This is a genomic window from Prevotella sp. ICM33, assembly GCF_000517825.1.
Lineage (GTDB): Bacteria > Bacteroidota > Bacteroidia > Bacteroidales > Bacteroidaceae > Prevotella > Prevotella melaninogenica.
The window spans coordinates 1-13,176 of sequence record NZ_JACD01000085.1; the positions used below are offsets into that span (position 1 = coordinate 1).

Genomic DNA, 13,176 nt, shown 5'->3' on the forward strand with positions numbered 1-13,176 from the left:
CAAGAATCTGTACGCTACACCTCCGTCGCTCTTTGTGCCGTCGGCACCTCCGTAACATTGCGTTACCTCCGTCCCTCCGTGACTCCGTATGCCTATTATATAAGCCTTTTAGTTTATCACTCCATATTTCAGATGAACCTTTTCTTATCACACCTGCTTTTTGAATTTTCCTTACATAACAGCGGCGAAAACACCCCTAAGAATACTCAAAAACAGCCTTTTTGAAAGTCTTTGTAACTAACAGTATATCAATCTATTGCAGACTCGTAATGCAAAAGGTGCTTAATTGGACTCCAAAAGGGCGTTAATAAGACCTNAAAAGGGCACCTTTTGTAAGCCGAAAGGGCGCCTTTAAGAAGCTAAAAGACCATATGTTGAAACACAGTGTATAGAAAATTATTTACAAACAAACGTTCCCACCTCCCCCCGACCCCTCCAAAGGAGGGGAGTGCCTAACGGAGTGAGAGTTAAATCAAAAGCAGGGACCTCCCCCAACCCCTCCAAAGGAGGGGAGTGCCTAATAGATAAAGATTAGCAGAGTAAACTGATTGTCTTTTGGCTGATTTCGTTTTTTATCATTACCCCATTTGGCACTCCCCTCCTTTGGAGGGGGCTGGGGGAGGTCCCCTTTTATCATTATCCTCCGTCATCTGTTTGACACTCCCCTCCTTTGGAGGGGTCGGGGGGGGCTCTCATATATCCTCAAACATTTGTTAAAACATTACACCTTTTTTGTACTTTTAACAATATTAGAATCCTTTGTTTGGTAAAATTATCGTAATTTTGCACCAAATCTTATAATAAAGCTTATTATAGCTAAAAGAGAGATTCAGGAAAACGGTTTACGATAATGTATTCACGTGTTATGCCACTAAGCGATACACCACAGGAAATCATATAAAAAAAAACGAAATAAATTACTCAAGTAAAATGAAAAAGAATTATGAAAAGCCATGCTGTTCAAGTATGGTCGTAGCTGTTGAGCAAGCTATGTTAGCAGGAAGCCCTGGTGCGGCTAATCAGAATTACAACCAAAAAAAGGAGACAGAACTTAATTCTTCTACTGCAGGAGGAAGTAATCCTGCCAAGATAGGTTTCTTTCAAGACGAAGATTTTACGAACCATTAAAAGAAAGTTTACATGACATTTAAGAAGATTTACGGTCTCATCCTTGGTGTTGTTGCCGTAGGCTTGGCATCATGTTCAAGCGATTTGAATAATGAGGGTAATACCCCTATTAACCCTACTAAGACTGCAAAACGTTCATTGACTTTATCTGCTAACAATGCGACGACTCGTTCTTATATCAGTCTGCAAGACGGTAACCAGTGGAGAAAGGGTGATAGATTTATTGTTTATAACTTAACCTCTCCTGCTGGTACTGATGAGTTAGTAGCAAAAGGCGATGGTGCTAATACATTGTTGGAAGGTAATGTAACTTGTGCTGATAATAACGAGATCGCTGTTTTCTTCCCTTACCAGAATAGTGCTGGTGTTGGAAACCAGCATAAAGTAGATATTAGCTTAAATATGAGTAATTTGTCTGAGAATGGACAAGTTGTGAACCGTGCACAAGATGGTAAGTTAGAGAATCTGAAATACTTTGACTTCAGTTATGGTACAACACGCGTTAGGACTACACCTGGAAGCAATAATGTAACAGGTAACGTTCAGATGCATAAGCAGTATGCTGTGCTTCGTCTGAAGTTCAAAGCAGATGGTCAAGAACTTAAGAACCTAAAGAAACTTACCATTTCGAATGTTTTCACAAGTGGTAGATTCGATATGAGTACAGGTCAATTGACAGAGAAACAGAAGGGCGATATTACTATTACCCCTTCAGCTCCACTTGATTCGTTTGTTGTAGCAGTATTCCCAGAGGAACATTTCCAACCAACCTTTACAGTTGTAGGAAGTGATAATAAGACTTATCGTTTCTCTGTTGGTGTGGATTTACCAATAGCGAACGCTGACTACGCCCCTTATGTAGTTGCGGTTAAAGAGATTACTCCATACATTGAAATTGATGGTGTGAAGTGGGGTAAGTATAACCTCCAGTACACTCCAAATTCAACAACAGCTGGTTGGAAAGATGGCTATCACCTTGCTAAGAATCCATGGGATTACTTCTATACTGCAAAGTGTGGTTATCCTCTTACGGAGAGTGTTTTGGATGATAGAGTAACTACTTTTGATGGAAAATGGGATCACTTCCGTTGGGGTGATATTGTTAAGGCATCTGACTATTCAGTTGTTAGCAATGGTAATTATAGTTTATGGAATAAAGTTGGAGACATAAATGGTCAGTTTAACTCTGATAAGACTCTTGGTGACTTGGCAGCCTATGCTTCTAATGGGAAGTGGCAGATACCAACAGCATCGGTGTTTGCAAATATGATGTCTAAAACAGCACAAAGCTTCGGTTACTTTATTGATGGTGCGGGAAATACTATTTATGGAGCGTTGTTTGATCCAAATGTACCTGAAAATCAGAAAGGTTGGATTTTAGACAAGAATGGTAATCCTTATCAAAAATCTAACCTCAATGCAACTCAAACAATTGACCGAGACCCTATATTGAGGGAGTTTAAAGAGAAAGACTTTGAAAAGGCTCTTTTCTTCCCTATGGCTGGTATGTATAATGAATACGGTCAAAGTCATTTAGCTAAACCTGGTTCACAGGGTGCTTATTGGCTTGCTACGGGAGGTAATGCAACACAAGCATCGGCATTTGCTCCTTATGTTAGTGAAAGAAATCAAATTTATACGGGAAATACTAAGAGTGCAAAACATGCAAAGCGTGCAATGTACAGCATTCGTCCAATCTATGTAGGACAGTAATATAGAAGGTCGCCCAACAGACTCTTCCCGACTCCTTCCCACGCAGGGAGGGGAGCAGACACAACAATATCCTTGTGGATATGCACGTAGTGGGGAGTTGAAAGAAGGGGGACTAAGAAAAGAATATAAGTAAAAAGGGAAGATGTAAAAGATGATTTTACGTCTTCCCTTTTTTCTTTGGACTAAAGAAAAAGCCTCACCCCCCAACCCCCTCTCCGAAGGGAGAGGGGGAGTGCTGGGAACAGTTCGCTTGAGTAATACAGTTTGCTTAAGTAATTAAGTAATAATGAGCGTAAGCATTTGCGAATAACAAGGGGTATCACGCATATCACTCCCCTCCCTTTGGGGGAGGGGCAAGGGGGAGGGGCTGCTTGAGGCTACTTGTGTGCGTGAACAATACTTCTGATTAAAAAAAAAGAACATTTCTTTTGGTATTTGTTGTATAAACGACTATATTTGTAGCACAAAACCTAAATCAATAGAATATATGTCTAATTTTATGAAAGTAAGTCAGAGTCGCAGAAAGCACCCACCATTTGTTAGTGGTCGCTTAGCTTTCTCCTTTGCACTTGGGTTGATGGCATTTGCACCGTCCCCAGTATTAGCCAATGTAGATGCGAACACGAGTATGAGTGTTCAGCAGCAAAAGCAGAGTATTAATGGTGTAGTGAAAGATGCTAATGGCGACCCAGTCATTGGTGCTTCTATACTGGCAAATGGTACTCCAGTAGGGGTGACCGACATGGACGGTCGCTTCTCAGTCTCTGTTGCTCCGGGTACGGAGTTGAAGATTAGTTATGTTGGTTTTGCCACTCAGAGCGTCATGGTGAGAAGTGGTGTGACGAACTATAACATTACTCTGAAGGATGAGAACAGCGCCTTGAGTGAGGTTGTTGTTGTCGGTTATGGTACACAGAAGAAGGCAAACCTCTCTGGTTCTGTTGCACAACTCGATAGTAAGGCGCTCGAAAACCGCCCTATCTCTAACGTGTCTTCAGGCTTGCAGGGCTTATTGCCAGGTATCACGGTGACCGGAGCAGACGGTGCACCGGGTCTTGATAATGGTACGATTCTTGTGCGTGGTGTGGGAACATTGAACTCCGCTTCACCTTATATATTGATTGATGGTGTTGAGGCAGGAACGCTCAACTCGCTTGATCCAGAGGATATCGCGAGTATCTCAGTCCTGAAGGATGCTTCTTCAGCAGCCATCTATGGTTCTAAAGCATCTAACGGTGTGATTCTGGTAACTACAAAACGAGGGCAGAACGGTGCGCCAAAGGTTAGTTATTCAGGTTATTTTGGTATTCAGAATGCAACAGCCTTGATGGAAAGGATGAATTCTGCCGATGCCGCTTACTATTATAATAAGGCATTGGAGCGTAGTGGTAAGGCAGCACGTTTCTCTGATGAAGCGATTAAGAAGTTCCGTGATGGTTCAGATCCTTACAACTATCCTAATACAGACTGGTATGATCTTGCATTCAAAACCGCTTGGCAGAACCGCCATAGCGTGAACATTACGGGTGGTAATGAGTATGTGAAGTATCTTGCTTCTGCAGGTTATCTCAAGCAGAGCAGTATTCTTCCTAATGCAGGTCGTGAGCAGTTTAATGGTCGTGCGAATCTCGACATGGTGTTGTCAAAGCGCATCACTGCCCATCTTAACCTCGCTTATATCCAAAACAACTATCGCGATGCAAGTAGTGCATACGCTGGTGGTAGTAGCGATCAGATTATTCGTCAGCTGAATATCATCGCGCCTTGGATTGTGTATAAGTACGAAGATGGTACTTACGGTACTGTTTCTGATGGTAACCCAATGGCTTGGTTGGAGTCAGGTATGACCGTAAACCGCAACAATCGTAACTTTACGGGTATGATTGGTCTCGACTATCAGATTCTGAAAGACTTGAAGTTGACGCTGCAGGGCGCATATGTTGATGCTTCACAGCGTTACTCTTACTTCCAAAAGTTCATTCAGTATAACCCTAATAAGGCCTCTGACCCTAACAAGTTAGAGATTGCTCACTATGATTGGCACCGCACAACCTTCGATGCGTTCCTGAACTATGATAAGTCATTTGCGAAGCACAACTTCAAGGCTATGCTCGGTTGGCATACTGAACGTTATAAGTATCTGCCAGACTGGATGTATCGTAAGAACTTCCCTAACAATGAACTTACTGATATGAACGCTGGTGATGCTTCGACACAGCAGAACGCTGGTAACACTCGCGAGCTGTCAATGGTGTCTTACTTCGGTCGTCTGAATTACGACTATGATGGTCGTTACCTCTTTGAGGCAAACTTCCGTTCTGATGCTTCTTCACGCTTTGCTGAAGCTCATCGCTGGGGTTTCTTCCCATCATTCTCTGCTGCATGGCGTATCTCTGAGGAACCATTCATGGAGAGTTCAAAGTCATGGTTGAACAACTTGAAGCTGCGTGCATCATGGGGTCAGTTGGGTAATCAGGACGCTCTGAACGATTACTATCCTTGGATGAATACTTACAACCTCAATGCGAAGTATCCATTTGGTGGTCAGCTCACTCCGGGTTACTATCAGGGTAGCTATCACCTTGAGACAATCTCTTGGGAGCGTTCTACCACATGGGGCGTTGGTCTTGACTTTACCCTCTTCGGTGGTTTGACTGGTTCGTTGGATTACTACAACCGCAAGACGACTGGTATCATCATGAACGTGTCTGCTCCTGCAGAGTTTGCACTCGGTGCTTACAAGGATAATATCGGTGCATTGCGCAATCAGGGTGTTGAGCTTTCATTGGCTTACGCAAAGCAGTTGAACAAGGATTGGACAATCAATGTTGGTGCGAACTTCTCTTACAACAAGAATAAGATTCTCTACTTGGGTGAGGGAACCGAATATGTTGTAGATAAGGATAACCGCAACCGCCGTACAGCTATTGGTCAGCAGTACAATAGCTTCTTTATGTACAAGGCTACTGGCAAGTTCTTCAACTCACAGCAGGAGGCTGACGACTACACAGCGAAGTATGGCAACCCATTCGGACGTAAGTTTATGGCGGGTGACCTTATCTATGAGGACACAAACGGTGATGATAAGCTCGATTCAAACGACCGTATCTACACCAAGCATACTGATATCCCAGCAATTACTTACGGCTTCAACCTCGGTGCAACATGGAAGAACATTGACCTCTCTATGATTTGGCAGGGTGTTGGTGCTGTATCTCATATCTACAACCGTGAGGTACTTGGTGAGTTCTCTGGTGATGCCAGCCACCCTTCAACACTGTGGAAAGACTCATGGACAGACGACAATCACAATGCTAAGTTGCCACGCGTATTCGAGACAGGAAACAGCCCAAGCGACATGACTCGTGCTATGTCAACCTTCTGGTTGTGGAACACAGCTTACTTGCGTTTGAAGACTTTGCAGTTGGGTTACACCCTTCCAAAGAGTGCACTCAAAGCTATTGGACTTGAGAAGGTACGTATCTACTATGCAGGTGAAAACCTCCTTACTTTCGATGCATTGCCATTCAATATTGACCCAGAAGTGACCAGCGAGCGTGGATCATCTTATCCATTGCTGCGCTCACATTCTATCGGTATCAATATCACATTCTAACCGTAAATACCCGATATACATTATGAAAACTGTAAGAACATATATATTAGCAGGTGTGGCAGCCTTTGCGCTCACATCTTGTAATGACTACCTTACCACTGTGCCGAAGGATGCAATGTCGCCATCTACTACATGGAAGACAGGTGACGATGCTGAGAAGTTCCTTGTGGGCTGTTATGATGGTTGGGAAGATGGTGGAGCCCTGCTTTATTGGGACGCTGGCTCTGACTTTGCGTACAACAACTTCCCTTGGGAAGGCTTTACCAATATCGGTAATGGTTCGCTCTCACCATCGTCTCCGGGTTGGTCGTTCTACGATTATACTATCATTGGTAGATGTAACACCTTCCTTGAGAATGTTGATAAGTGCGTCTTCAGCAGCGATGCGGTAAAGAAAGACCTCGTTGCGCAGGTGAAGGCTATCCGTGCTTACAACTATTTCCGCATGGGTTTCCTCTATGGTGGTGTGCCAATCGTTAAACCTTTCACCAGTGCTCAGGAGGCACGCGTGCCACGTAATACGGAGCAAGAAGTGAAGGCTTTGGTATTCAAAGACCTTGATGAGGCGATTGCTGACATCAATACATCTCCTGCTGCACGTGGACGTATCGCAAAGGGTGCTGCCTTAGCTATGAAGATGCGTGCTGCTCTCTACTGGGGCGACTATCAGAAGGCGAAGGATGCTGCTCAGGCTATCATCGACTTGGGTAAGTATGAACTTGATCCTGACTATACCAACCTCTTCAAGTTGGCTGGTGTTGACTCAAAAGAAATCATCCTTGCCGTACAGTATAAGAGCGGTACTCGCCCACTGGGTACTATCGGACAGCTCTATAACAATGCCGATGGTGGCTGGTCATCAGTTGTTCCAACACAGAAGTGTGTTGATAACTATGAGATGAGCAATGGTATGACAATCGATGAGGCAGGTTCTGGATATGATGCAACCCATCCTTTCCATGGTCGTGACCCACGTATGGCAATGACGATTCTCTATCCTGGTTGCGATTGGGAAGGTACTATCTTCAATACCCTCGACGAGAATGTCAATGGTAAGAAGAATCCTAACTATCCAACCAATGCTGCCAACTCATCTAAGACTGCCCTCACATGGCGTAAGTACTTAGATCCAAAGACACAGTATGCTGACGTATGGGACACAGAGGCTTGCCCTATTGTCTTCCGCTATGCAGAGGTGCTCTTGACATGGGCAGAGGCAGAGAACGAGTTGAATGGTCCTTCTGCCAACGTCTATGCAATGATTGACAAGGTGCGTACCCGCGTGGGTATGCCTGCTGTTGACCAGTCAAAGTATAACACAAAGGACAAACTTCGTGAGTTGATTCGTCGTGAGCGTGGCTCAGAGTTCGCTGGTGAGGGTCTCCGTCGTGCTGATATCTTACGTTGGACAAGCAATGGTAAGATGGTCGCAGAGACAGTATTGAATGGTCCATTGAACCGTATCACAGGTACTATTAACACATCTGCTACCGACCCAACCATGCGTGCCGTAGTCAGTGGTAGCAGCAAGGTTGAGGACCGTACGTTCCAAACCTTCAACAGATACCTGCCAATCCCACAGTGGAATATCTCTGATAATCCTAAGTTGGAGCAGAATCCGGGGTATGCGAAGTAAGGGAAACTGACTCGAACTCGTCACAACTGGCCCCTCCCCCAACCCCTCCCCCATAGGGAGGGGCGTAGAATGTAACGAAAGCAACTGGCCCCACCCCCTAACCCCTCCCCCAAAGGGAGGGGCGTAGAATGCGAGATACCCCTATGATAGGAAAAGCTGTTTAGTCATTCCTAAGCGAACTGTTCCCTGCACTCCCCCTCTCCTTTCGGAGAGGGGGTTGGGGGGTGAGGTTTTTACCCGTGTCAAAAACCTTGACATTCCCTCCAATAAAATCCTTGAAACAAAGGTGAAAAACACGTATTGCGAGTTAGTTTGTAACTCGCAGAAATTCAAATGATTATAAAACACGACAGTAAAAGGTGCTTATTAAGGCTTCAAAAGGGCGTTAGTAAGGGTCTTAAAGGGCATCTTTTGCAAGCCAAAAGGGCGTCTTTAAGAAGCCAAAAGACCACCTTTCGCTCTCTACGTGCTTGAAAAAAGTTGACAAGATGGGCGAGTAGACGAGTTAACGAGTGGACAAGTGAACGAGTTGCTTGTAGACAGGGTAAATAAAAGACAAAGTAACATAGGAACAAGGTCTTTAAAGTTGACGAGTGTACAAGTTGACAAGTTAACAAGTTGCTTGTAGACAGGGTAAGTAAAAGACAAAGTAACATAGAAACAAGGTTTTTAAAGTTGACGAGTAAACAAGTAGACCTGCAAACGAGGTATTTGTTATAAAGTGGCTTATCAACTAAACACCTGTTCACCTGTTCATCTGTTACTTTGTCTTCTCTCACAAGCAACTCGTTCACTCGTCTACTTGTTTACTCGTCTACTCGCCCACTTTTTTTGCCATTTTATTTTCTTACCTTTTAATTTTTTATTTATCTTTGTACTGTCTATTGAAAAATAACATCTTACTAATTAAAAACCAGAGAATCATATTTAAAAGCAGTCTTATGAAGAAAATTATAACTCTCTTAGCCAGCGTATTGTTGGCAACATCATCGTTTGCTATTCCTGCCATGAGGATGTGGCGAAGCTTTAAGCAGGCTGACGGAACAATCCTAAAGGTGATGACCGTGGGCGATGAGCATTTCAATTATGCGCTGACAGAGGACAACATCCCTGTGTTGCCCCATAATGGCAGCTATTATTACGCGCGTATCGAGGATAATCAGTTGGTGCCTTCATCGGTGTTAGCCCATGACAAGGCATTGCGAAAGGGAAAGGAAGAACTCGTTGCAGCAGCCATTCAGCAAGTAAGACAACTGCAAAAACAACATGAGATGCATGTTAATTCTAAGCCTTTCGGAGAAGGAATGGGAATGACATGGGAGGGTAAAAAGAAAGGACTCGTCATCTTGGTTGAGTTCGAAGATGTGGCTTTCAAAGACCCAAAGAATGTGTTGACGCTCAGACCACGTGAGAAAGACGTCAAGACACTCTATGAGAACATGCTCAATAAGGTGGGATATACCAATGATAACGGTGCTATCGGTAGTGTTCACGACTATTTCCTCGACCAAAGTAATGGTAAGTTCGACCTCACTTTCGATGTCGTAGGACCCGTAAAGCTCAAGCATCCTCATCAGTTTTATGGTGAGCGAACAGCTAATATGAATGATGCGAATGCACCACAGATGATTATTGATGCCTGCAATGCTATTCAAGGGCAGGTAGATTTCAGTAAGTACGACTGGGATGATGATGGCGAAGTAGAGCAGGTTTATGTCATCTATGCCGGTGAGGGTGAGGCGACAGGTGGTGAGCCAAGTACTATCTGGCCACACAAGTATTCCCTTACCGATGCAGGACTTGACGCACTGACATTCAACGGACAAACGATAAATACATACGCTTGTAGCAATGAAATCATTCGTGCGAAGGTGAATGAGAAGTCGCGTATCTACTATTCTGGTATCGGTACTATCTGTCATGAGTTCTCGCATTGTCTCGGTCTGCCCGACTTCTATGACACACGTGGCGGCAGTAACATTGGTTCTGGACGATATGATTTGATGTGTGCGGGTAGTTATAACGGTGGACCAGAGAGTCTGATTAACGTCTATGGTGGTACTGGAATCGGTACTGTGCCAGCTGGTTACGATGCTTATGAGAAGGCATATATGGGTTGGCTAAAGCCTATCACACTTGCCGATGAGGCTGTTGAGGTGAAGAATATGAAGGGAATTGCTGAGGGTGGCGATGCCTATTTCCTCTATAATCCAGACACGAAGAATGAGTATTATATCTTTGAGAATCGCACGCCTCACCGCTGGGATGCTGAGTTGCCAGGGCACGGACTGATGGTCTTCCACGTTGATTTCGATGCTTATTCATGGCGAATGAACAACCTCAATGCTGCTTCTGCACAGCGTCATCCACGCTTCACGATAGTGTCTGCAGATGGTCGACTCGATCATGACACGCAGAATAGTGACCCATTCCCAACGGATTTGAACAATAGCTTAACGAAGTCTACTGACCCTCGTCTAAGTTTCTATACAAACTATAACGTCAGTCCTCAGGCTGGACTCAAGCAGATTGTTCGGAATAATGACAATACAATCTCCTTCCACTTTACTCCGCTAAAGGCTGCAACAGGCATTAACAACCTCTCTGCCGACCACGAACAGTCTGCTGATACCTATACGCTCTCTGGCATGAAGGTTGTGGACAATCAGAATCTCCACAACCAGATTGTGATAGTTAAAGGTAAGAAGGTGAGAAAGTAGACGAGTGAACGAGTGAGCAAGTAGACAAGTGAACAAGTAGACGAGTAAACGAGTTGCTTGTGAGAGAAGACAAGGTAACAGATGAACAAAGTTCTTTTGAGTAACAAAGGGACGGGGCTTTGTGGACGTGTTAACGATTTGTTTGCGGAGAAAGACCGAGAAACAGAAGAGTGAGTTTTAGTTGACGAGTTAAGGAGAGAGCAAGTTTATAAGTTATATGTTGTGATAGATATTTGAGAGTGATGGCTGAAGCGCAACTTGGTGTTGTCATCTTCTCTCGCCCTTTGCTCTGTAAATATAATTAATAGTGGTATAAATAAAGGGCATGAATTGGCTTTCCATTCATGCCCTTTTGCTTTGGAAGAAGTGCTCTTTATGTATATACCTGATTATCTTGTCTACTTGTAAACTCGTTTACTTTGATATTTGACAATTTTTTTCATACCCTTCAAAACCAATATATGGTCTTTTGGCTGCAAAAAGGTGCTCAATTGACTTGCAAAAGGTGCCCTTTTGCGTTCTTACTAACGCCCTTTTGGAACCCAAGTAAGCACCTTTTGCAATGTGACTTTGTATGTTGTTGATAACAAGATGATTGCAGTGGTACTAAAAATGCTCGCTTTTAGCCATTTTCTTTGAGATATTCTCTGATGATTTGTAATAACTTTTCATAGCTCTTGGGTAATAATATCCTCTCACAGAAGACGGATATATGCAAGAAAGCGCAGCGCTACAAACTCTTTTTAGATGGACAAGAATTCTCAGAAGTCTAAGGGTTATGGAGCGCACAGAGCTATTTCTCAAACGTTTTATTCAATGCTCACTGATGCAAGGGACGTAAAAGTGGGGGAGAGGCTAACGTTATTTTGAGTTGATAACAGAATAAGAAGCTATGCAGAAGATTTACTTGTTAACTTGTTCACTCGGCTACTAAGTTCGTTTATCTACTAAAAAGAGGGTACACAACGAACGGTTGTGTACCCTCCTTTTATTTTGTCCTTATTTAGAGGTTAGTGTGCAGAAGCACTTGAAAAGAGGTTAAGGACGATAACTCCTGCTAAGATGAGAGCAATGCCGATGCCAGCAGCAAGGTCAAAGTGTAGCTTAAAGAAGACAACTGCAATCACGTTGCTTAATACCAATCCAAGTCCTGCCCAAACGGCATAAGCAATTCCTAAAGGAATGGTCTTAAGTGAAAGTGATAGGAAATAGAAACATGCAATGTATGTCAAGCAAGTTCCTACGACTGGAAGTGGTTTGCTAAAGCCGTCTGAGAGCTTCATACAAATAGTACCACAAACCTCTAAGATAATAGCGAGAGCAAGAAATAAGTAAGCCATATATATAATGGTTAAAAGTAAAGGTGGAAGTATACGCCGTCACCTATATGCGTTTTTTCTGCTGCAAAGGTACGATTTTTAAATATCTATTGCAAATTCAATCGTTTGGGTTTAGTGTTTGTTAACTTCGCTGAGGCTTATATTTAGTTACTCTGTAACATCTGTTAACTTATTTTTGCATTGCTATATCTCCCTTTTACAACGCTTGTTAACTCGTCCACTTGTTCTTTCTTAAATACATGTTCTCATGTTACTTTGTCTCTTTCTTGCAAGCAGCGGTTCTCTTGTCCACCCTGTTAATTTGTCATAAACAAAAAAACCTTGGCGGGAAGCCAAGGTTTCAGCGGTGCGTACGAGACTCGAACTCGTGACCTCCTGCGTGACAGGCAGGCATTCTAACCAACTGAACTAACGCACCAAAATGGATGTTTAAAACCCTTTTTCTGTTTTGCGTGTGCAAAGGTAATAATAAAAATCTATTCCACCAAAATTAATTTATGCTTTTTATATAAAAAGTTGCATTACCCTTGCATCCTTGTATTGTCCGTCGCAATAAAGCCACTCTTTCAGTATACAGCCATTTGTAAAACCAATGGACGAAAGACAGCGGATTGACACCTCGTTGTCAACGTCTACTACAGCGTAGATTTGTTTGAGGTGTAGCCCATTGCGCGTATAGTCGATTAAGGCAGAAATAGCCGCCTTTGCATAGCCTTTTTGGCGAAAAGGTTTCATGATGATAATACCCATTTCCGCCCGCTGATGCTTTGGATCAAAGTTGACAAGGTCTATCACACCGACAATTTCCTGCTCACGATTCTCAATCATCATACGCAGTTGTCCGTCGATATAGATATCGTTTTTCGCGTCAGCAATGTAGTTATGCAGGGCATAACGGCTGTAGGGAACATTCGTTGCACTGATGTTCCATAGGCTACGATCGTTCTCAATGTGATAGAGCATATCGAGGTCTTCCGGCTCCATTGCTCTCAGTCTGACTTCCACGTGCTGTTTCTTTTCCAT

The 13,176-nt window shown here is 43.4% G+C and carries 7 protein-coding genes and 1 tRNA gene; 5 read left to right on the forward strand and 3 right to left on the reverse strand.

What is annotated here, in order from left to right:
* The first annotated feature begins 930 nt into the window (after positions 1-930).
* The 5 genes from HMPREF1505_RS13215 (at position 931) to HMPREF1505_RS10380 (ending at position 10,813) form a co-directional block, all read left to right on the forward strand.
* Entirely contained in the window at positions 931-1,128 is a 198-nt protein-coding gene (locus HMPREF1505_RS13215; RefSeq protein ID WP_155948935.1) for a hypothetical protein, read from the forward strand.
* A gap of 12 nt (positions 1,129-1,140) precedes the next feature.
* Complete coding sequence (locus tag HMPREF1505_RS10365; RefSeq protein WP_036925174.1) at positions 1,141-2,841, forward strand: hypothetical protein; 1,701 nt, start codon at positions 1,141-1,143, stop codon at positions 2,839-2,841.
* 499 nt (positions 2,842-3,340) lie between these two features.
* Positions 3,341-6,457 carry a SusC/RagA family TonB-linked outer membrane protein gene (locus tag HMPREF1505_RS10370; protein WP_369758976.1) on the forward strand — a complete coding sequence of 1,039 codons (3,117 nt, stop codon included), beginning with the start codon at positions 3,341-3,343 and terminating at the stop codon, positions 6,455-6,457.
* A 22-nt stretch (positions 6,458-6,479) separates the two neighbouring features.
* The gene (locus HMPREF1505_RS10375; protein WP_036925180.1) at positions 6,480-8,093 is read left to right on the forward strand and encodes a RagB/SusD family nutrient uptake outer membrane protein; all 1,614 of its coding nucleotides are present in this window, start codon (positions 6,480-6,482) and stop codon (positions 8,091-8,093) included.
* Positions 8,094-9,034: 941 nt separating this feature from the next.
* Complete coding sequence (locus HMPREF1505_RS10380; protein ID WP_036925181.1) at positions 9,035-10,813, forward strand: M6 family metalloprotease domain-containing protein; 1,779 nt, start codon at positions 9,035-9,037, stop codon at positions 10,811-10,813.
* Between the two features lie 1,010 nt (positions 10,814-11,823).
* On the opposite strand, the gene HMPREF1505_RS10385 is transcribed toward HMPREF1505_RS10380, so the two are convergent.
* From HMPREF1505_RS10385 to HMPREF1505_RS10395, 3 genes are all read right to left on the reverse strand, one after another.
* Positions 11,824-12,153: a multidrug efflux SMR transporter gene (locus HMPREF1505_RS10385; protein WP_036925183.1), complete on the reverse strand. Its 330-nt coding sequence runs from the start codon at positions 12,151-12,153 to the stop codon at positions 11,824-11,826.
* Between the two features lie 344 nt (positions 12,154-12,497).
* Positions 12,498-12,571 (reverse strand) — tRNA-Asp (locus tag HMPREF1505_RS10390).
* Positions 12,572-12,657: 86 nt separating this feature from the next.
* Entirely contained in the window at positions 12,658-13,176 is a 519-nt protein-coding gene (locus HMPREF1505_RS10395; protein WP_036925185.1) for a GNAT family N-acetyltransferase, read from the reverse strand.

What these genes read in the sequence shown, in the direction of transcription:
- HMPREF1505_RS10395 (WP_036925185.1), bottom strand. Translation starts at nt 13,176, where the DNA reads ATGGAAAAGAAACAGCACGTGGAAGTCAGACTGAGAGCAATGGAGCCG.
- HMPREF1505_RS13215 (WP_155948935.1), top strand. Translation starts at nt 931, where the DNA reads ATGAAAAAGAATTATGAAAAGCCATGCTGTTCAAGTATGGTCGTAGCT.
- HMPREF1505_RS10375 (WP_036925180.1), top strand. Translation starts at nt 6,480, where the DNA reads ATGAAAACTGTAAGAACATATATATTAGCAGGTGTGGCAGCCTTTGCG.
- HMPREF1505_RS10365 (WP_036925174.1), top strand. Translation starts at nt 1,141, where the DNA reads ATGACATTTAAGAAGATTTACGGTCTCATCCTTGGTGTTGTTGCCGTA.
- HMPREF1505_RS10370 (WP_369758976.1), top strand. Translation starts at nt 3,341, where the DNA reads ATGAAAGTAAGTCAGAGTCGCAGAAAGCACCCACCATTTGTTAGTGGT.
- HMPREF1505_RS10380 (WP_036925181.1), top strand. Translation starts at nt 9,035, where the DNA reads ATGAAGAAAATTATAACTCTCTTAGCCAGCGTATTGTTGGCAACATCA.
- HMPREF1505_RS10385 (WP_036925183.1), bottom strand. Translation starts at nt 12,153, where the DNA reads ATGGCTTACTTATTTCTTGCTCTCGCTATTATCTTAGAGGTTTGTGGT.